22 protein-coding genes and 1 pseudogene are annotated in these 17,161 nt (G+C 66.6%); 11 read left to right on the top strand and 12 right to left on the bottom strand.

The window, feature by feature from the left end; genetic code table 11:
* Positions 1-3: 3 nt before the first annotated feature.
* Together metW and metX are read right to left on the bottom strand one after the other, a co-directional pair.
* Positions 4-672, bottom strand: a complete 669-nt coding sequence (gene metW, locus ACQ6S1_RS13245) for a methionine biosynthesis protein MetW (protein ID WP_445041680.1) — start codon at positions 670-672, stop codon at positions 4-6.
* Positions 669-1,844 carry a homoserine O-acetyltransferase MetX gene (gene metX, locus ACQ6S1_RS13250; RefSeq protein ID WP_445041681.1) on the bottom strand — a complete coding sequence of 392 codons (1,176 nt, stop codon included), beginning with the start codon at positions 1,842-1,844 and terminating at the stop codon, positions 669-671. Before metX ends, metW begins: the two co-directional genes overlap by 4 nt.
* A 142-nt stretch (positions 1,845-1,986) precedes the next feature.
* On the opposite strand from metX, the gene ACQ6S1_RS13255 reads away from it, so the two are divergent.
* From ACQ6S1_RS13255 to ACQ6S1_RS13270, 4 genes are all read left to right on the top strand, one after another.
* On the top strand, positions 1,987-2,760 hold the full coding sequence (locus tag ACQ6S1_RS13255) for a chorismate mutase (protein ID WP_445041682.1): 774 nt from the start codon (positions 1,987-1,989) through the stop codon (positions 2,758-2,760).
* An 8-nt stretch (positions 2,761-2,768) separates the two neighbouring features.
* Positions 2,769-3,878, top strand: a complete 1,110-nt coding sequence (locus ACQ6S1_RS13260) for a pyridoxal phosphate-dependent aminotransferase (RefSeq protein WP_445041683.1) — start codon at positions 2,769-2,771, stop codon at positions 3,876-3,878.
* A complete protein-coding gene (locus ACQ6S1_RS13265) occupies positions 3,871-4,794 on the top strand; it encodes a prephenate/arogenate dehydrogenase family protein (RefSeq protein WP_445041684.1) in 924 nt (307 codons plus the stop codon). Before ACQ6S1_RS13260 ends, ACQ6S1_RS13265 begins: the two co-directional genes overlap by 8 nt.
* A gap of 110 nt (positions 4,795-4,904) precedes the next feature.
* Complete coding sequence (locus tag ACQ6S1_RS13270) at positions 4,905-5,444, top strand: gamma-glutamylcyclotransferase (RefSeq protein ID WP_445041685.1); 540 nt, start codon at positions 4,905-4,907, stop codon at positions 5,442-5,444.
* A 4-nt stretch (positions 5,445-5,448) separates the two neighbouring features.
* On the opposite strand, the gene ACQ6S1_RS13275 is transcribed toward ACQ6S1_RS13270, so the two are convergent.
* Positions 5,449-5,880, bottom strand: a complete 432-nt coding sequence (locus tag ACQ6S1_RS13275) for a GNAT family acetyltransferase (RefSeq protein WP_445041686.1) — start codon at positions 5,878-5,880, stop codon at positions 5,449-5,451.
* Positions 5,881-5,929: 49 nt separating this feature from the next.
* A complete protein-coding gene (locus ACQ6S1_RS13280; RefSeq protein WP_445041687.1) occupies positions 5,930-6,832 on the bottom strand; it encodes an EamA family transporter in 903 nt (300 codons plus the stop codon).
* A gap of 111 nt (positions 6,833-6,943) precedes the next feature.
* On the opposite strand from ACQ6S1_RS13280, the gene ACQ6S1_RS13285 reads away from it, so the two are divergent.
* The gene (locus tag ACQ6S1_RS13285; RefSeq protein WP_445041688.1) at positions 6,944-7,408 is read left to right on the top strand and encodes an Lrp/AsnC family transcriptional regulator; all 465 of its coding nucleotides are present in this window, start codon (positions 6,944-6,946) and stop codon (positions 7,406-7,408) included.
* A 74-nt stretch (positions 7,409-7,482) separates the two neighbouring features.
* Positions 7,483-8,754, top strand: coding sequence for an MFS transporter (locus ACQ6S1_RS13290; RefSeq protein WP_445041689.1), 1,272 nt, complete (start codon positions 7,483-7,485; stop codon positions 8,752-8,754).
* Between the two features lie 6 nt (positions 8,755-8,760).
* On the opposite strand, the gene ACQ6S1_RS13295 is transcribed toward ACQ6S1_RS13290, so the two are convergent.
* The 4 genes from ACQ6S1_RS13295 to ACQ6S1_RS13310 all read right to left on the bottom strand — a co-directional run bounded on the left by ACQ6S1_RS13295 (position 8,761) and on the right by ACQ6S1_RS13310 (position 11,457).
* A complete protein-coding gene (locus ACQ6S1_RS13295) occupies positions 8,761-9,285 on the bottom strand; it encodes a YcxB family protein (protein WP_445041690.1) in 525 nt (174 codons plus the stop codon).
* Between the two features lie 17 nt (positions 9,286-9,302).
* The gene (locus tag ACQ6S1_RS13300) at positions 9,303-9,902 is read right to left on the bottom strand and encodes a hypothetical protein (RefSeq protein WP_445041691.1); all 600 of its coding nucleotides are present in this window, start codon (positions 9,900-9,902) and stop codon (positions 9,303-9,305) included.
* Positions 9,899-10,945 (bottom strand): hypothetical protein, encoded by a 1,047-nt coding sequence (locus ACQ6S1_RS13305; protein ID WP_445041692.1) that lies wholly within the window; start codon positions 10,943-10,945, stop codon positions 9,899-9,901. Before ACQ6S1_RS13305 ends, ACQ6S1_RS13300 begins: the two co-directional genes overlap by 4 nt.
* Positions 10,946-11,079: 134 nt before the next feature.
* A complete protein-coding gene (locus ACQ6S1_RS13310; RefSeq protein WP_445041693.1) occupies positions 11,080-11,457 on the bottom strand; it encodes a winged helix-turn-helix transcriptional regulator in 378 nt (125 codons plus the stop codon).
* Positions 11,458-11,582: 125 nt separating this feature from the next.
* Between ACQ6S1_RS13310 and ACQ6S1_RS13315 the strand changes: the two genes are divergently transcribed.
* Positions 11,583-12,329 carry an SDR family oxidoreductase gene (locus ACQ6S1_RS13315; RefSeq protein ID WP_445041694.1) on the top strand — a complete coding sequence of 249 codons (747 nt, stop codon included), beginning with the start codon at positions 11,583-11,585 and terminating at the stop codon, positions 12,327-12,329.
* A 42-nt stretch (positions 12,330-12,371) separates the two neighbouring features.
* Here the strand turns inward: ACQ6S1_RS13315 and ACQ6S1_RS13320 are convergent, their stop codons facing one another.
* From ACQ6S1_RS13320 to ftsE, 4 genes are read right to left on the bottom strand one after another with little or no spacing between them, the layout of a single operon-like run.
* The gene (locus ACQ6S1_RS13320; RefSeq protein ID WP_445041695.1) at positions 12,372-13,142 is read right to left on the bottom strand and encodes a lysophospholipid acyltransferase family protein; all 771 of its coding nucleotides are present in this window, start codon (positions 13,140-13,142) and stop codon (positions 12,372-12,374) included.
* Positions 13,139-13,786 (bottom strand): YdcF family protein, encoded by a 648-nt coding sequence (locus ACQ6S1_RS13325; RefSeq protein ID WP_445041696.1) that lies wholly within the window; start codon positions 13,784-13,786, stop codon positions 13,139-13,141. The genes ACQ6S1_RS13320 and ACQ6S1_RS13325 overlap by 4 nt, the downstream gene beginning before the upstream one ends.
* Complete coding sequence (locus ACQ6S1_RS13330; RefSeq protein WP_445041697.1) at positions 13,786-14,730, bottom strand: cell division protein FtsX; 945 nt, start codon at positions 14,728-14,730, stop codon at positions 13,786-13,788. Before ACQ6S1_RS13330 ends, ACQ6S1_RS13325 begins: the two co-directional genes overlap by 1 nt.
* Positions 14,730-15,389, bottom strand: coding sequence for a cell division ATP-binding protein FtsE (gene ftsE / locus ACQ6S1_RS13335; RefSeq protein WP_445041698.1), 660 nt, complete (start codon positions 15,387-15,389; stop codon positions 14,730-14,732). Before ftsE ends, ACQ6S1_RS13330 begins: the two co-directional genes overlap by 1 nt.
* Positions 15,390-15,531: 142 nt before the next feature.
* Here ftsE and ACQ6S1_RS13340 point away from each other — a divergent pair.
* From ACQ6S1_RS13340 to ACQ6S1_RS13355, 4 genes and pseudogenes are all read left to right on the top strand, one after another.
* Positions 15,532-15,630: pseudogene (locus tag ACQ6S1_RS13340) on the top strand (zinc-ribbon domain-containing protein); the annotation flags it as partial.
* Positions 15,631-16,212, top strand: coding sequence for an FxLYD domain-containing protein (locus tag ACQ6S1_RS13345; RefSeq protein WP_445042025.1), 582 nt, complete (start codon positions 15,631-15,633; stop codon positions 16,210-16,212).
* Complete coding sequence (gene hpt, locus ACQ6S1_RS13350; RefSeq protein ID WP_445041699.1) at positions 16,209-16,772, top strand: hypoxanthine phosphoribosyltransferase; 564 nt, start codon at positions 16,209-16,211, stop codon at positions 16,770-16,772. Before ACQ6S1_RS13345 ends, hpt begins: the two co-directional genes overlap by 4 nt.
* Before the next feature lies 1 nt (position 16,773).
* Complete coding sequence (locus tag ACQ6S1_RS13355) at positions 16,774-17,154, top strand: response regulator (RefSeq protein WP_445041700.1); 381 nt, start codon at positions 16,774-16,776, stop codon at positions 17,152-17,154.
* Positions 17,155-17,161: the final 7 nt, after the last annotated feature.

Genomic DNA, 17,161 nt, shown 5'->3' on the forward strand with positions numbered 1-17,161 from the left:
TGCCTATTGCCGCGAGAGCAGGAACACCGCCTGGGCGCCGAACAGGTTCCAGAACCACCACGGAGCGTTGACGCGCACAGGCTGGCCGTGGCTGTCGAGCGCCACGGCGCGGACCATGCGGGCGCCCGTGGCGTCGCATAGATCCACGAAATCGCGGATCGTGCAGAGGTGGATGTTGGGCGTGTCGTACCAGGTGGCCGGCAGGGTCGGCGTGACGGGCATGCGGCCGAGGAAGATGAGCTGCGAGCGCATGCGCCAATGGCCGAAATTCGGCACCGAGACAATGGCCTTGCGGCCGATGCGCAGAAGGTTTTCCATAACGCGCTTCGGCTGGCGCGTGGCCTGCAAGGTCTGCGAGAGGATGACGTAGTCGAAGCTGTCGTCCGGGTAATCGTCGAGGTCGGTGTCGGCGTCGCCTTCTATGACGGACAGGCCGTGGGCCACGGCGGCGTTGACGCCCGCGCGGCTGAGCTCGATGCCGCGGCCGTCGACGTTCTTCTTCTCGATCAACAGGCGCAGCAATTGGCCGTCGCCGGAGCCGACATCGAGCACGCGGGCGCCCTCACGCACCATATCGGCGATGAGGAGGTGGTCCGGGCGGACGGCATCCGGCAAAGCCGATTTGACGGGACCCGCGGCGAGCGGCGCGCCTTCGCGCTTGGTGGGGCTCATGCCTCGGCCTCCGGCAGGCCGCGCGCCCGCGCCGCGCCGGCGAGGAAGCCGCGTGTGGTGGCGAACAATTCCGGCTCGTCCAGCAGAAAGGCGTCATGCCCCTTGTCGGAGGCGATCTCGACGAACGACACGTTGGCGGCAGCGGCGTTGAGCGCCTTGACGATGGCGCGGGTGTCGGCGGTGGGAAACAGCCAGTCCGACGAGAAGCTGATGAGGCAGAAGCGCGTCTTCGAGCCCTGGAACGCGCGCGACAAGACGCCGTCATGATCCGCCGCGAGGTCGAAATAATCCATCGCGCGGGTGCAATAGAGATAGGAATTGGCGTCGAACCGCTCGACGAAGGTCGAGCCCTGATGGCGCAGATAGCTCTCGATCTGGAAATCGGCGTCGAAGGTGAAGGTAGGGCGTTCGCGGTCCTGCAATTCGCGACCGAACTTCCGCTGCAATGCGGGCTCCGACAGATAGGTGATGTGCGCGGCCATGCGGGCCACCGCGAGGCCTTTGCGCGGCAGCTGACCCTCGTCGAGATAGCGGCCGCCGGACCAGTCTGGGTCGGCCATGATGGCCTGGCGGCCAACCTCGTTGAAGGCAATGTTCTGGGCCGAATGCTTGGCCGCGCAGGCCATGGGGATGGCCGCGAACACACGCTCGGGATAGGCCGCTGCCCATTGCAGCACCTGAAGGCCGCCCATGGAGCCGCCGATGACCGCGAACAGCTGGTCGATGCCCAGATGATCGACCAGCATGGCCTGGGCGCGCACGATGTCGGCGATGGTGACGACGGGGAAATCGAGACCCCACGCATGGCCAGTGTCGGGATTGAGCGAGGCCGGGCCGGACGTGCCCATGCAGCCGCCCAGCACGTTGGAGCAGATGACGAAATAGCGGGTGGTGTCGATCGGCCGGCCGGGGCCGATCATGGTCTGCCACCAGCCGCCGCGCCCGGTGACGGGGTTGGTGTTGGCCGCGTGCTGATCGCCCGTCAGCGCGTGACAGATAAGGATGGCGTTGGAGCGGTCGGCGTTGAGGCGGCCATAGGTCTGGTAGCCGATCTGCAGCGGCGAGAACGACATCCCGCAATCGAGCGCGAGCGGACGATCCGCTCCGAAACGCACGATCTCGCTGCTCGGATGATCCGCCTCAAGACGCGCCACGTCCTTGATCGACTGCATAAACCTGCCTGTATTCCTGCCATCCCTCACGGGGCGGACAGCTAGATACCGCCTCCCGACGAAGTCAACGTTTCTTTGACATCGGCGAAGGGCGCTTTATCAAGGGGCGCCCGCGCCATGCCGCGCCAGACCTGCCCGGACGATGACCGACCAACCGAACACGCTCGACGAACTGCGCACCGAGATCGACCGCCTCGACGAGGCCATGCACCGCCTCCTGATCGAGCGCGGCGCGATCATCGACGAATTGGTGCGGGTGAAGCGCACCGGCGAGACCGGCTCCGCGTTCCGGCCGGGACGCGAGGCCGATATGATGCGCCGCCTCGTGGCGCGCCATAGCGGGCGGCTGCCTTTTTCGGCGGTGGAGCACATCTGGCGCACGATCATTTCCGGTTTCACGCACGTGCAGGCGCCTTACACGGTGCATGTCGACGGCTCGGGCGATATGGGCGCGATGCGCGATCTGGCACGCTTCCAGATGGGCTTCGACGTGCCGCTGGTGATGCATGACAGCGCGCGGGCGGTGATCGACGCGGTGTCGGCCTCACCGGGCGATCTTGGCCTGATCGGCATCGGCGCGAGCCCGGACGTGTGGTGGACCGATCTCGGCCAGGAAGGCCAGCCCCAGGTGATGGCGCGGCTGCCTTTCCTCATTTATCCGAACCGGCCGGCGGGGGCCGACGCCGTGGTGATCGCCAAGCCGCTCGGCGACGCGGCGGTCGATGAAATGGCGGTGGTGTTCCTCGATCTGGCCGCGCCGCCGCCCGATGGCGCGTTCGAGGTGCTGGCCTACAATCTGTCCGACCGCTGGCGGGGACTGGTGGCGCTGGAGGCGATGCGGGTGCCGGACGGCGCGCGCAAGGCCGGCTCCTACGCCCAGCCCATCGGCCTGGACGCAAACGGTGCACGTCTATGAGCACGAACATGACGAACTCTTCCGGGCCGCAGCCGCGTCCGGGCATTCTCGACATCGACCCCTACGTTCCCGGCAAGTCCGGAGCGCCGGGCGTGGCGCGGGTCTTCAAGCTGTCCTCGAACGAGACGCCGCTGGGCCCGAGCCCGCGCGCCATCGAGGCTTATGCCAGGACCGCGGCCAAGCTGGCCGCCTATCCCGACGGTTCCTCGCACCTGCTGCGCGAAGCCATCGGACGGGCTCAGGGGCTCGACCCGGCGCGTATCGTCTGCGGGGCGGGATCGGACGAGATCCTCAATTTGCTGGCGCACGCTTATGTGGGGCCGGGCGATGAAGGCATTTTCACCGAGCACGGCTTCCTGGTCTACAAGATCGCCATCATGGGGCGCGGTGGTGTGCCCGTCTCCGTGCCGGAAACCTCGTTCACGGCCGACGTCGACGCCATCCTCTCCTGCGTGACCGAGCGCACGAAGATCGTGTTCCTGGCCAATCCGAACAACCCGACCGGCACCTATCTGCCGGTGGAAGAGGTGCGCCGCCTGCATGCCGGCCTGCCGGGCCATGTGCTGTTGGTGCTCGACGCCGCCTATTCCGAATATGTCGGCCGCAACGATTACGACGACGGGCGCGAGCTCGTGGATGCGGCGACGAACGTGGTGGTGACTCACACCTTCTCGAAGGTGTTCGGCCTCGCCAATCTGCGCATCGGCTGGATGTATGGCCCCGAGGCCGTGGTGGATGTGGTGAACCGCATCCGCGGACCGTTCAACGTCAGCGGCGCGGCGATCGCGGCGGGTGTCGCGGCAGCCGAGGACCGGGAGTTTCTGGAACAATCGGTGGAATTCAACGCCGCATGGCGCAGCTGGCTGGAACTCGAGATCGCCGAGCTCGGCCTGCATGTGACGCCGAGCGTGGCGAACTTCCTGCTGATCCATTTCCCGGAAGAGGCCGGCCGCACCGCCGCCGAGGCCGACGATTTCCTGACGTCGCGCGGGCTTATCCTGCGGCGGCTGGAGAATTACGGCTTGCCGCACGCGCTGCGCCTGTCGATCGGCTCTGAGGAGGCCAACCGCCTTGTGGTCGACGTGCTCCGAGAGTTCATGAGCCCCAGCCATGGCTGAACCCGTTTTCGAACGGCTGGCGCTGATCGGCATAGGCCTGATCGGCTCCTCGATCGCGCGCGCGGCCCGCGAGTTCGGGTTGGTGCGCGAGATCGTGGTGCAGACGCGCCGCCCCGAGACACTGGAGCGCGCGCGGGAACTGGGGCTGGGCGATGCCTACACGCTCGACATGGCGGAGGCGGCGGGGGGCGCCGATCTCGTCATCGCCTGCGTGCCGGTGGGCGCCTCCGAGGCCGTGGCGAAAGCCATCGCGCCTGCACTGAAGCCGGGCGCCATCGTGTCCGACGTCGGCTCGGTGAAGACCTCCGTGGTGCGGCAGATGCAGCCCCATCTGCCGAAGGGCGCGCATTTCGTGCCGGCGCATCCGATCGCGGGCACCGAGCATTCCGGGCCGGATGCCGGCTTCGCCGAGCTGTTCCGCAATCGCTGGTGCATCTTGACGCCGCCTGCGGAAACGGATGCGGCGGCGGTGGAGCGGCTGCAGCTTTTCTGGCAGGGCATCGGCGCTAATGTGGAGGTGATGACGCCCGAGCATCACGATCTGGTGCTGGCGATCACGAGCCACATCCCGCATCTCATCGCCTACAACATCGTCGGCACCGCCGCCGACATGGAGGAGAGCGTGCGCTCCGAGGTCATCAAGTTCTCGGCCTCGGGCTTTCGCGATTTCACCCGCATCGCAGCGTCGGACCCGACGATGTGGCGCGACATCTTCCTGCACAACAAGACCGCCGTGCTGGAAATGCTCGGACGCTTCACCGAGGACCTCACCGCGCTTCAGCGCGCGATCCGGCGCGGCGATGGCGATGCCCTGTTCGATCAGTTCAGCCGCACGCGCGACATCAGACGCGGGATCGTGCAGCAGGGCCAGGACACGGCCGAGCCGGATTTCGGACGGCAGCGCGGCCGGGTCTGAAACCACATTTTTTCGGTGGGTGTAATATTATTTGCCTTGCTCTTGCCGCAGGTCATTGGTTGACTTGATTCGGTGACGGGAGCCGCGCACCCCCCGTCAGCCGCAGGACGATGGACACCTCTTCGGATCTCTGGGTCTTTGGCTATGGCTCGCTGATGTGGCGGCCGGGCTTCGTGTTCGACGAGGCGCGCCCGGCGGTGCTCTCGGGCTATCATCGCGCATTGTGCATTTACTCGCAGCACTGGCGCGGCACGCCGGAAGCGCCGGGCCTCGTTCTCGGGCTGGATGCGGGCGACACCTGCCACGGTGTGGCCTTCCGCGTGGCGCGCGAGCGGGTGGACGAGACCCTCGCCTATCTGCATGAGCGCGAGCTGCGCAACCGCGTCTATCACGAGACCCGGCAGAAGGTGACCTTCTGCGAGAGCGGCGACACGGCCGAGGCCCTGGCCTATGTGGCCGACGCGACCCATGTGCAATATGCCGGTGCGCTGCTGCCGGAAGAGCGGCTGGCCATGATCACGCGCAGCCACGGCACCGCCGGCTCCAACCTCGATTACGTGCTGAACACGGTGGCGCATCTGCGCCAGCTGGGCGTGCACGACGAGGAACTGGAATGGATGGCCGAGCGGCTGGTGGCGGCCGCGGCCTGAGGCGTCAAGCCGGGTCTACCAGCCATTTGCTCATGATGATTCGCGGCGCGGTTTCGTAGCCGAGATGCTCGTAGAAGCCGATGACGCCCGTATTCGTCTCGCGCACCAGAAGCTGGACCTTCGCAACGCTCTTTTGGCGCAGCCAGTCCTCTCCTGCTTCCACCATGCGGCGCCCGATTTTTGCGCCGCGCGCATCCGGCGCCGAGGCCACGTAATAGAGCCAGCCGCGATGGCCGTCATGCCCTGCCATGACGCTGCCCGCGATGCGGTTTATCGCTTCATCGGTGCCGACGAGAACGGTGGACGAGGGGCCGGCGAGGGCGAAGCGAAAATCGGCGCCGGGATCGTTGTAGGCGACGACGAGGTCGCAGGCACGCCACAGCGCGACGACCTCTGCTTCATCCTGCGGCGATGCGGGGCGAATGTTGAAGGACATGGGTGCGTCGGTTCCGTTGCGGGGCGCAAGAGCCGCCCCCTAGCATGCCTTACGATTGCTGTGCGTCCTCGGTCCGGGCGGGGCGGGAACGTCCGCTCAGCGTGGTGCCGAGCGAGGCCGCGACGATGGCCGCGATGCCCAGCCATTTCGTGAGCGGCAAATGCTCGCCCAGCAGCAGCATGCCCATCACGGCGCCGACGGCCGGCTCGCCGCTGGTGAGCACGCTGAAGCTTTTCGACGGGAGGCGCTTCAGGGCGAACATGGCCAAAGATTGCGGGATGGCGCTCGACAGAACGGCGACGACGAGACCGGCCAGGAGAATGGAGGGCTGGAGCAGCGAGGAACCGGCGAACACGATGCCGAAGGGCAGCGTGAGGCAGGCCGCGATGGCCATGCCCAGCGCCGCGGCCTGCGGCCCGAACGCCGCGCCCGCGCGCTTGCCGGCGAGAATATAGGCGCCCCAGCACGCGCCCGCCGCGAGCGCCAGGGCGATGCCGATCGGGTCCAGCGCGATGTCGTTGTGCTGCAGGGGCAGGAGCAGCAACAGACCCGCGACCGCCAGAACCACCCAGGCGATGTCGGATGCCCTGCGCGAGAAGGCGACAGCGATGGTGAGCGGGCCGACGAACTCAAAGGCGAGGGCGATGCCCAGCGGAATGCGGGCGATGGCCATGTAGAACAGCAGGTTCATGCCGCCCATGGCACAACCATAGGCCAGGGCCGCGGGCAGGTTTGCGCGGGTGATGCGTGCGCGCCAGACCCGCTGGATGACCGCCAGGATGAGGGCCGCCATGACGACCCGGAGCGTGGTGACGCCGACCGGCCCGACGAGCGGAAACAGGGTCTTGGCGAAACTCGCGCCCGACGTGATCGAAACCATGCCGAGCAGCATGGCCCCCATGGGTGCGAATTCGAGATCGCGGGAGGGAAGGGAGAGCGACGGGCTTGCCATGATCCGAACCGGGGAGAAGACGCGGCAGGAATTATCAAGACGACGCGATAAAAGCGGTCTCAGATTGCCGATGAGTGATAAACTTTATCGTCACTGAGGGAGGGGCACGCAATGGACCGGTTCGACAGGGCGATCCTTCGCCTGATGCAGGAGGACGCGCAGATTCCGATGGCCAAGCTGGCCGAGCGGGTGGGCCTGTCGGCACCGGCCTGCTATCGCCGGGTGCGGGCTCTGCGGGAATCGGGCGCGATCCAGCGCGAGATCGCCGTCGTTGCGCCGAAGACGATGGGCTGGCCCATCTCGATGATCGTTCTGGTGACTTTGGAACGAGACCGGGGGCACATCGTCGACGAGGTGGTGGCCCGCCTGCGGCGCACGCCGGAAGTGATCGACATCTGGTCAGTGACGGGCGACCACGATCTGGTGCTGCACATGATCGCGCGCGACATGGAGGCCTATAACCGCGTGACGCGCGAAACGCTCCATGCCGAAGAGCATGTTCGCAGCTTCCAGACCCTCGTCGTCCTGCAGCAGCCGAAGCGGATGGCGCCGATCCCGGACGGGCTTTCTTCCTGAGATTTACGCCATTGTTTGACCATGCCGGTGCGCCATCTGCCCGGTGGCAATCTGTCCCTCGCTGGTTTTTCGAAATGCCCGGCTCCCTCCGCTCCGCCTCTGTGCTGCTTGCCGCCGCCTTTCTCATCAACGCGGCCAGCGGCGCGCTGCTCTCGCTTCTGGCGCTGCGGCTGAGCGCGATCGCGCCGCCGCTGGTGGTGGGACTGGTCTCGGCCGCCTATTTTGCGGGGCTGGTGGCGGGCGCGCTGCTGGCCTTCCACGTGGTGGTGCGGGCCGGTCATATCCGCGCCTTCGCCAGCTTCGCCACGCTGAGCTCGGCCAGCGTGCTGGTCTATCCGATGTCGGACGTGGTGGCGCTCTGGGGCGGCCTGCGCTTCATCGAGGGCTTCTGCATGGCGGGCCTGTTCATCTGCATGGAGAGCTGGCTGAACGACCATGCCACGCCCGCGACGCGGGGGCGGCTGCTCGCGTTCTATATGTCGGCGCTTTATCTGGGGCAGGCGCTGGGCCAGAGCGTTTTGAACATCCCCGACCCGACCGGCTTCGTCGCCTGCATCGTCATCTCGGTGCTGTTTTCCATGGCTGTGCTTCCGGTGGCGCTGACGCGCATGGCTCCGCCGCCGCTGCCCGACGTGGCCTCGATGAGCCTGAAACGGCTGTACGGGGTTTCGCCTCTGGGCGTGATTGGGGCCATCGGCAGCGGGCTCGTGCTGGGCTCGCTGTTCACGCTCGGCCCCGTGTTCGCCGCGGCCGAAGGGGTGGATGTGCCGGGCACCGCGCTGTTCATGGGCGTGGCCATTCTGGGTGGGGTGGCGCTGCAATGGCCGGTGGGGCGCCTGTCGGACCGGCTGGAACGGCGCCGCGTTATCGCGGGTGTTCTCGTCGCGATCGCGCTGGCGAGCGGGGCGATGCTCTTCTCGATGCCGTTCGGCTTTTTCGTGCTGCTGGCTACGGCCGCGCTGTTCGGCGGGGCGGCTTTCGTGCTCTATCCGCTGTGCGTGGCGCTGACCAACGATTATCTGGCGCGCGATCAGCGGGTGGCGGCCAGCGGCGGTCTCGTTCTGGCCTATTCCTCGGGCGCGACCTTCGGCCCGATCCTGTCGTCCGGCCTGATGAGCGGAATGGGTGCCGGAGGATTGTTTGTCTTCACCGGCCTCGTGGCCCTGCTGGTGCTGGGCTTCGGCCTGTGGCGCATCCGCGTTGCCGCCGGCGTTCCCGTGGAACGGCAGAGCACGCTGCAGGTTCAGGCGCCGACGACGCCGGCCGGCGTGCCGCTCCATGTGGAGGAGAGGCATGCGCCGCCCGCGCGCCAGACGGTGGAGACCGTGCCGGAGCCGGCTGTGTGAGGCGGGTCAGCGTGTCTTTGACCGGGCGCGCTCGACCGCTTCTATCAGGCTATCCCGCTGGGCGGGAGACAGCGCGCGCATCGGTATCGGGATGTAGAGGCGGCTGGTGCGGTAAAGCTGGAGCATGTGCTCGTTCACGGCGAATTTGTGCACGTCGGCCCAAGGCATGTCCTCATAGGCGCCCTCCCGGTCGAAACGTATGGAATCGGGCGTCCAGGAGATCGTGGTCGGTGCGGCCAGCGCCTTGAATTCGCGCAATTGCTTGCGGGCCCCGCCGCGCGCCGCGAACCGATAGAGCCACAACCCGATCAAGCAGCCGATCGGAGCGAAGACGAAGAAGGTGATGAGGTCGAACGGGCCGATCTCCTTGTCCGAGATATAGGCCATCGCCGTCATGATGCCGCCCACGCAGAGCACCATTGCGACGATGGCGCGCCAGTTCATCAGATTGGTGCGGATGTAGAGATCGGAGGCGTCCGCCATATCATCCTCGGTCAGGGTGAACTGGGCGGTGTTGATAATATCGGACATTGTCGGCCCTCGGATGATCAATGCGACCGCGGCGGGCCGCGCATGACGATGAGCCCGGCGTCCACGAGGCCGTTCGCGTCGTCCTCGCCGGTCGGCATGATCACGAACCGGATCGGGCTTTCGGGGCCAATTTCCTGGCCATTATCCGGCTGCCGCCACGTGCTGATAAAAAGGGGCGACAATTCCTCGCCGACATCGCGCTCGGTGAAGCCCTCCCGCACCGCGCGTTCGGTGACACGGCCGATGAAGCCCTTCGGCTCGACGCCGAGATGGCCCGATGGGGAAATCGGCTCGCCTTTGTCGTCGCGGACCGTCTGGATCATGCAGAAGCTGGCGCTGGCGTCCGAGCCCCAATCGGCCACGTAGCGCGGCGAGAGAAGTTGCACCGTGCCCGCGCGGCTGGTGGCCGGAGAGTGCAAGCCCTGCAAAGCCTCCGGCGAGGCTTGGCGCGTCTCAAGCCCTGTGAACGGCTGCCGGCCGTGGCGGATGTAGCCCAGGCAGTCCTCGAAGATGAGCCGCATCACCAGATCTCCGTTCGGCTGAATGGGTTCGGCGGCGACAGGCTGGGCCAGACACAGGGCGGCCGCGAGGAATAGCAGACGTCCGGACATGTTCATGAGTGTTCTCCGGCAATTTCTTTGCGGCTTTCGACGGGCCGGCGAAACAGCGTCAGCACCGTGACGAAAACGATCAACAACCCGCCGTGCAGGCCGAGCGGCATGTTCAGGGCGATCTCCAGAGCTTCGGCTCCCACGGCGAGCACGATCTGAACGCAGGCGACGAGCGTGGCGACGAGGAGCGCCCGGCCGCGTCGGGAGGCGGGCAGTCGGTCGAGTCCCAGGACGTGGAAATAGGCGTAGACGAAGACGGGGATCAGGAGGCCGCTCAGGACCGGGACGGACATTTCGATGACGTTCCAGGCTGCGCGGGACAAATCGTCGGGCACGAACATGAGTGGCAGCGAGATGACGTGCCCCGCGACGATGCCGGCGAGGAACGGCGGCCAGAGCAGGATGGTGATTGGGATCGGCGCCGCGCGGCCATCCTCGGTCCCGGCCAGAAGCCTGTTGACCAGAACGATCAAAACCGTCGCGACGATGAGGGCGGCGAGGGCGATCAGCAGGTGGAAGGGCTGCAGCGCTCCGAATTGCATGAGCTCGATTGCGGAGCTGAACACAGCGGGAAGCGATGTCAGCAGCGGAAGACAGACCAGCAGCCAGACTCCGTGGCCGACACCCGGCAGTTCCACGCGGTCGGCAAGCCAGATCAGAAAAGCCGTGCTGCTGACGAAGCAGGCGATGCCGACGGGGACGAAGGCAATGGCGGTGTCCGCCACCAATCCGGACTGTTGCAGCGCGATCGTGATCGCCCATCCCTGAAACCCCGCCATGAGGAGAGCAAGGACGCGGATGGCCAGATTCACGCCATCCCGGTAACGCGCCGAAGCGGCCATTCGTCTCGGAATGGAGGGGAAGGCCAGTTTGAGGATTTCCGCATAGGCCAGCGCCGTGAAGAACGGCGTGATCCCAAGCGCGAAGATCGAAATGCGGCCGACGCTGCCGCTCGACAGATCGGGGAGTTTAAAGGTCAGCGCCGCGAGATCGACACCCGGCAGGGGCAGGCGGGAACCAAGCGCGACGACGAGGACCGTTCCGGCCATTGCGGCGGCGTTCCGCACGTTGAAATTCGAGAGGGACCAGAACCTTGCCGGCGGTGAACTCATCTGTGCTGCCCCAAACCCACGAGGCCAAGTCGCCTGAAACTGACCTGGGGTCAACCCAAGCAGGGTATGGGTCAGCGCGTCTGACGGCTGTCGAATTCCGTGCGCGCGGTCTGGATGCGGCGCAGATTCTCCTCCGCCCAGGCCCACACCCCGCAGAAGGCCGCGCCGAGGCTGAGGCCCAGATCGGTGAGGCGATAATCGACATGCGGTGGGATGACCGGGTGGACGACGCGGTCCACGAGGCCGTCGCGCTCCATCTGGCGCAGCGTCTGGGTGAGCATTTTCTGGCTGATGCCGGGCACCTGCCGGCCGATCTGGCTGAAACGGAGCGTGCCGTGGTCGGCGAGCTCTTCGAGGATCAGCATGGTCCATTTGTCGGCAACCCGGCCGATGACGTCGGTGACGAGGGCATCGACCTCCGGCGTGCTGTCCGGCCAAGGTTTCGGCAAAGGGGTCTTTCGCGCGTCCAACGGTTACACTCTCCAAAAGGTAAGTATAATTCTTTCAGGTGCCTTCTTTCGTTTGGAGACTACACGGATACATAACCCCGCATCAACCTCGATGGAGACGATCCATGAAGCTCACAGGCAACACCATCCTCATTACCGGCGGCGGCTCGGGCATCGGCGAAGCGCTGGCGCACCGCCTCCACGATCTCGGCAACACCATCATCGTCGCGGGCCGTAACGCGGAGACGCTGAAGAAGGCGGCGGAGGGGCGCGAGAACATCTTCCCGGTGACGCTCGATATAGACAATGCCGAGGGTATCGAGGACTTTGCCCGCCGCGTGCTGGCCGAGCATCCGGCGCTGAACGTCGTCGTCAACAATGCCGGCATCATGCGCTTCGAGAAGCTGGCAGGCCGCCGCGATCTCGCTGACGCGGAAGCCACCATCAATACCAATCTGCTGGGACCGATCCGCCTGACGAACGCTTTGGTGGAGCACCTCGCCGCTCAAAAGGATGCGGCGATCGTCAACGTGACGTCCGGGCTGGCCTTCGTGCCGCTGGTGTCGACGCCGACCTATTCCGCGACCAAGGCCGCGCTGCACTCCTATACCGTGTCGCTGCGCGAGGCGCTGAAGGGAAAGGTGGAGGTGATCGAGCTTGCACCGCCTGCCGTGCAGACGACGCTGACGCCGGGACAGGAAAGCCGCGAGGGCTATCTGCCGCTCAACGATTTTGCCGACGAGGTTCTGGCGCTGATGAAGCGGCAGCCCGACGCTCCGGAGATCCTGGTGGAGCGGGTCGGGGGTCTTCGTTTCGCCGAAGTCCGCGGAACGTTCGATCAGGTTCTGGCGCAGCTCAACCCGGCCAATTGACCAAGCTCCCGTTGCGCGGTGTGTGCCGCGCAACGGCAGGCATCAGGGCAGGGCGTCGGTGGCGGCGGGGTCGAGCCGGTCGGCCGGGATGCCTTCGCGGCGCGCCCGGGCTTCGGCCACAAGACGATCGGTGTTGGTCTCCAGCACGTCCTGCAGCACGGTGCGGAAGGAGCGGCCATCGAGCCCCGGTTCGATCGGCGGCAGGAATTCCACGACAGCGGTGCCCGGATAGCGCAGCCACGTGCTGCGCGGCCAGAACAGGCCGGTGTTGACCGCGACCGGCACGCAGGCCGTGCCGAGCTTGGTGTAGAGCTGGGCGATGCCGGGCTTGTAATCGGGTTCGGCGCCGGGCGGCCGGCGCGTGCCTTCCGGGAAGATGACGACCTTGCGGCCGGCGTCGAGCGCCGCGCGGCCGTCGGCCACCATCTGGCGCAGGGCCGAGGCGCCGGCCGAGCGATCGACGCCGATCATGCCGGCGCGTGTCGTGTACCAGCCGAAGACGGGTATGCGGTTCAGCTCCTGCTTCAGGATGAAGGCGAAGGGGCCGATGACAGGCACCATCCCGAACGTCTCGAGCTCGGACTGGTGCTTGGCGGCGATGAGGCAGCCCTCGCGCGGCAGGTTTTCCAGGCCGCGGAAGTCGACGCGGATGCCGGCGACATGGCGCAGCGTCCAGAGGTTCATGCGCGCCCAGACCCGCGCCATCTTCTGCGCGCCGTCGGGCACGAGAAGCATGGGCAGGCCCAGCACGGCCAGGCCGAGGAAACTGCCGTAGAAGACGGCATTGAAGACGAGCGAGCGCAGCGCGATCACGTGATCTCCTCCTCGTCGCTCGACAGGCGGGGCGCCAGCCGCACTTCGATGATGGCGGCGAGATATTTCACATATTCCGCGACGATGAGGCGAATGGTCCGGGGCTCGCGCCACCATTCATTATCTGCTCCGTTGCGGGGCACCACGGGATAGGGCAGCAGGATCGATTCCGGCAAAGCGCGCTGCAATTCGAGCAGCGAGCGGCGCATGTGCCAGCCGGAGGTGACCACGATGATGGTCTCGAACCCATGGCGGCGTACCCATTGCCGGGTCTCTGCGGCGTTGCCGGCTGTGTTCAGCGCGCGGCGGCCCAGATCGACGCAGCAATCGATCCAGCGCTCGGCGCGTGGATGCAGCCGGGCGATCTCGGGCTTCGTGGTCTCCGGATTGACGCCCGAGATAAGCAGGCGACGGGCGCGCCCGTCGGCCAGAAGGTTGATGGCATCGCCGATGCGCTCGGCGCCGCCGGTCAGCACCACGATGGCGTCGCCCTTGGGTGGGGTCGGCTCGCGTTCCGGGATATCGGCGATGAAGGCGGCGAAGCCGATGGCGAGGCCGACCACCGCCAGCATGCCGAACATCAGCACGGTGCGCACGAAGCGCAGGCCCCATCCGGCCTGTCTGCGCTTTTGCCTCTCCGACATCAGTCGAGCCGCCGCAGATGGGCCATCACCGTGAGCCGCGACGTGACGGCGGTGAGGGCTGCGATGAACAGGGCCGTGCCGACGATGCCGATATAGCCCCGGACGGTCATGTCGAGCCGGCCGAGCAGGAGATCCGAGCCCGGGTCGCCGCCGCTGGTGCCGAACATGCCGGCCAGCACGAACAGCACGAGCGCCGCCGCCCCGCCGATGAGCCCGCCGCGCAGGCCGAGGCTGAGGAAACGACGCGAGAAGGCGCCGGCCACGTAGCGATCGCGCGCGCCGACGAGATGAAGCACCTCCACCACGTCGCGATTGGCGTTGACCGCGCCGCGCGTGGCGAACAGCACCGACAACGCCGTGGCGCAGACGACGAGAACGAGGATGGCAAGGCCGAAGCCCGTGAGCGTGCGCCCGGTGAGGCGCAGGCGTTCCAGCCAGGCGCGATGATCGTCGAGGCTGGCTCCGGGCACCTGATCGGTGAGGCGCGCGGCCAAGGCCTCGAAATCCGGCTGGGCGCCTTCCTCCATCCGCACCACGATGAGGCGCGGCGTGGGCAATTGATCGAGCGTGACGCCGGTGCCGAGCCAGGGCTCCAGCAGGCCGGCCATCTCGGCTTCCGAATAGGGCTGGGCGGAGGCGATGCCGGGCGTCTCCCGCGCAAGTTCGACGGCGCGAGCGATGCCGGCCTCCAGATCGCCGCCCTCGACCGGGCGGACCTGGATGGTGACCTCCTGCAGGACGCCGCTGCGCCAGCTGTCGGCCGCCGCGCGCACGATGTCGACGCCGCCGACCGCGAGCGAGGCGAGGAACGTCATGATGGCGATGATGACGATGAGCGCGCTGCCCGCCAGCGAGCCGCTGGGCACGAGCGAAGGCGGCCGCCGGTTCTCCGTCGGGTCTTCGGAAGTGGGGGCGCGGCGCGCGCGGGTCGTATCGTGTGCCATCAATCGTGAATGGTAAGGCGGCCGTCTTCGAGCATGAAGCGGCGCGCGTCGTACAGATCCATCAGGGCGATATCATGGGTTGCGATGAGAACCGAGGTACCTGTTTTGTGCAGTTCGACGAACAGGCGCAGCAGGCGGCGGGCGAGATGGGGATCGACATTGCCCGTCGGCTCGTCGGCCAGCAGGAATTCCGGCCGTGCGATGACGGCGCGCGCAATGGCGGCGCGCTGCTTCTCACCGCCCGACAGAACCGGCGGATAGGCATGGATGCGCTCGCCCAGGCCTACCCAGCGCAGAAGCTCGGTGACCTCGGCGCGGTAGACCGATTCCTCGCGCCCCGCGACACGCAGCGGCAAAGCCACGTTCTCGAATGTGGTGAGATGGTCGAGCAGGCGGAAATCCTGGAACACGATGCCGATGCGGCGGCGAATGTCCGGAAGATCGTGGCGAGCGATGGCGGTGGCGTCGCGCCCGAACAGGCTGATGAGCCCGCGCGTGGGTTTCAGCGACAGGAAGAGCAGACGCAACAACGACGTCTTGCCGGCGCCCGAGGGCCCGGTGAGAAACTGGAAGGAATGGCTGTCGATGCGGAACGTCAGGTCCCTCAACACTTCCTGACCCGGGCCGTAACGCAGGCCGACATTCTCGAAACGGACCAAACTCTCATCCTGAATGCGCGGACGGGGATCATCGCGCAGGCCGGTTAACCGAACATTAACCGTAAACGCGGAGGGTTAACGAGGCGAAATTTCCTCGGCGCTGTCTACGCGCGCGACCCCCGAAGGCTCGATTCCGGCCACCATGCTGATCACATGCGTTCACTGCAAGTCCGAGCACTCCGTGGACGCCGCCGCATTGGGGCCGTCGGGCCGAAAGGTGAGGTGCGGAGCCTGCCGGACGGTGTGGCATGCGTCGGCGCCCGAAAAAGGCCGCCGCCTGATCCGGGCCGATTCGGCCGAGGACGTTCTTCTTCCCGGACCCGTGCCGAAGGCGATGCGCAAGAACCCCGCGCCGCGCAACCTGTTGGGGCGCTGGGGCGCGGCCGCGATCTGCCTCATGGCCGTGCTGGTGATGGCCGGCACAATGTTGCAGCGCGAGCGGGTGGTGGCGGCTTTGCCGGTGAGCGCGGGCTTGTTCGAAGCCCTCGGCCTGCCCGTGAACCTGCGCGGACTGGCCCTGCGCGACCTTAAAACTGTGGAGATGAACGAAAACGGGACGCCTGTCCTGATCGTCAGCGGTACGATCCAGAACGTGCGGACACGGCCTGTGAACGTTCCAAAACTGCGCTTTGCGGTAAGAGAAGCTTCAGGCCGCGAGATTTATGTGTGGGCCGAAGCGCCGGCCCGGGACCATCTGGCCCCCGGCGACGCGCAACGATTCTGGGCCAGGCTGGCGGCACCCCCGCCGGACGGGCAGGCGGTGGCGGTGCGCTTTGCCGACAAGGGCGAGGCGCTGCTGGCCGCCAATGAGAGGGTTCGATGAACAGGAACGTGCGGGTTCTCTTCGACGTCGATGTGCTGGCCAAGCGCAATCATGAGCTGGCGCAAGAAATTGCCGGGCAGACGTTCAACAACCTCCTGGTCATCGCCGTGCTGCGCGGCAGCTTCGTGTTCGCCGCCGATCTGATCCGTTCCCTGCATTATGCTGGGCTGGAGCCCGAGATCGAGTTCATCCAGCTGTCGAGCTATCGCAAGGCGATGGTGTCGTCCGGTCAGGTGGAAGTGGTGCGCGACATCGACAGCGACGTCGAGGGCCGCGATGTGATGCTGATCGACGACATTCTCGAATCCGGCCGCACCCTGGCCTTCGCGAAGGACCTGCTGGCCGCGCGGGGCGCCAACAAGGTGCTGACCTGCGTGCTGCTCGACAAGCCGAACAAGCGTGCCGTCAACCTCGATGCCGATTTCGTCGGGTTTGAATGCCCGGACCTGTTCGTCGTTGGCTATGGCATGGACGTGGGCCATTCCTACCGCCAGCTGCCGTTCGTGGGCGTGATCGACCATACGAGTTCCAAGCCTTCCGACGATCCGGGGAGATTGTGAGATGGCGCGCATTCTTGTCGTCGATGATGAAGAATCGATCCGCGGCTTCGTCAGCCGGGCCTTGCAACTCGACGGCCACAAGGTGGAGATCGCCTGCGACGGGGCCGAAGCGTTCGATACGCTGAGCGCCGATCCGGACGGCTACGATCTTCTGCTGTCGGACATCCGCATGCCGCTGATGGACGGCATCGATCTGGCGAAATCGGCCGCGCGCGACTGCCCGGCGCTGACCATCCTGCTGATGACGGGCTATGCCTTCCAGCGCGAGCGCGGCGAGGAGCTTGACCGGGTGGTGCACGACGTGGTGTCGAAGCCGTTCAGCCTGGCCGACATTCGCGGCGCGGTGCTGGGCGCATTGCAGGCGCGCCGCGCGGCCGCCTGAGCCGGGT

This window comes from Terrihabitans aquatilis (assembly GCF_052542005.1).

Excerpts from the sequence above, each read along its gene's own strand:
- metW (WP_445041680.1), bottom strand. The coding sequence starts at position 672 with ATGAGCCCCACCAAGCGCGAAGGCGCGCCGCTCGCCGCGGGTCCCGTC.
- metX (WP_445041681.1), bottom strand. The coding sequence starts at position 1,844 with ATGCAGTCGATCAAGGACGTGGCGCGTCTTGAGGCGGATCATCCGAGC.
- ACQ6S1_RS13300 (WP_445041691.1), bottom strand. The coding sequence starts at position 9,902 with ATGAACATGTCCGGACGTCTGCTATTCCTCGCGGCCGCCCTGTGTCTG.
- ACQ6S1_RS13355 (WP_445041700.1), top strand. The coding sequence starts at position 16,774 with ATGGCGCGCATTCTTGTCGTCGATGATGAAGAATCGATCCGCGGCTTC.
- ACQ6S1_RS13315 (WP_445041694.1), top strand. The coding sequence starts at position 11,583 with ATGAAGCTCACAGGCAACACCATCCTCATTACCGGCGGCGGCTCGGGC.
- ACQ6S1_RS13275 (WP_445041686.1), bottom strand. The coding sequence starts at position 5,880 with ATGTCCTTCAACATTCGCCCCGCATCGCCGCAGGATGAAGCAGAGGTC.
- ACQ6S1_RS13265 (WP_445041684.1), top strand. The coding sequence starts at position 3,871 with ATGGCTGAACCCGTTTTCGAACGGCTGGCGCTGATCGGCATAGGCCTG.
- hpt (WP_445041699.1), top strand. The coding sequence starts at position 16,209 with ATGAACAGGAACGTGCGGGTTCTCTTCGACGTCGATGTGCTGGCCAAG.
- ACQ6S1_RS13280 (WP_445041687.1), bottom strand. The coding sequence starts at position 6,832 with ATGGCAAGCCCGTCGCTCTCCCTTCCCTCCCGCGATCTCGAATTCGCA.
- ACQ6S1_RS13305 (WP_445041692.1), bottom strand. The coding sequence starts at position 10,945 with ATGGCCGGAACGGTCCTCGTCGTCGCGCTTGGTTCCCGCCTGCCCCTG.
- ACQ6S1_RS13290 (WP_445041689.1), top strand. The coding sequence starts at position 7,483 with ATGCCCGGCTCCCTCCGCTCCGCCTCTGTGCTGCTTGCCGCCGCCTTT.
- ACQ6S1_RS13325 (WP_445041696.1), bottom strand. The coding sequence starts at position 13,786 with ATGTCGGAGAGGCAAAAGCGCAGACAGGCCGGATGGGGCCTGCGCTTC.
- ACQ6S1_RS13255 (WP_445041682.1), top strand. The coding sequence starts at position 1,987 with ATGACCGACCAACCGAACACGCTCGACGAACTGCGCACCGAGATCGAC.
- ACQ6S1_RS13260 (WP_445041683.1), top strand. The coding sequence starts at position 2,769 with ATGACGAACTCTTCCGGGCCGCAGCCGCGTCCGGGCATTCTCGACATC.
- ACQ6S1_RS13295 (WP_445041690.1), bottom strand. The coding sequence starts at position 9,285 with ATGTCCGATATTATCAACACCGCCCAGTTCACCCTGACCGAGGATGAT.
- ACQ6S1_RS13330 (WP_445041697.1), bottom strand. The coding sequence starts at position 14,730 with ATGGCACACGATACGACCCGCGCGCGCCGCGCCCCCACTTCCGAAGAC.
- ACQ6S1_RS13270 (WP_445041685.1), top strand. The coding sequence starts at position 4,905 with ATGGACACCTCTTCGGATCTCTGGGTCTTTGGCTATGGCTCGCTGATG.
- ACQ6S1_RS13285 (WP_445041688.1), top strand. The coding sequence starts at position 6,944 with ATGGACCGGTTCGACAGGGCGATCCTTCGCCTGATGCAGGAGGACGCG.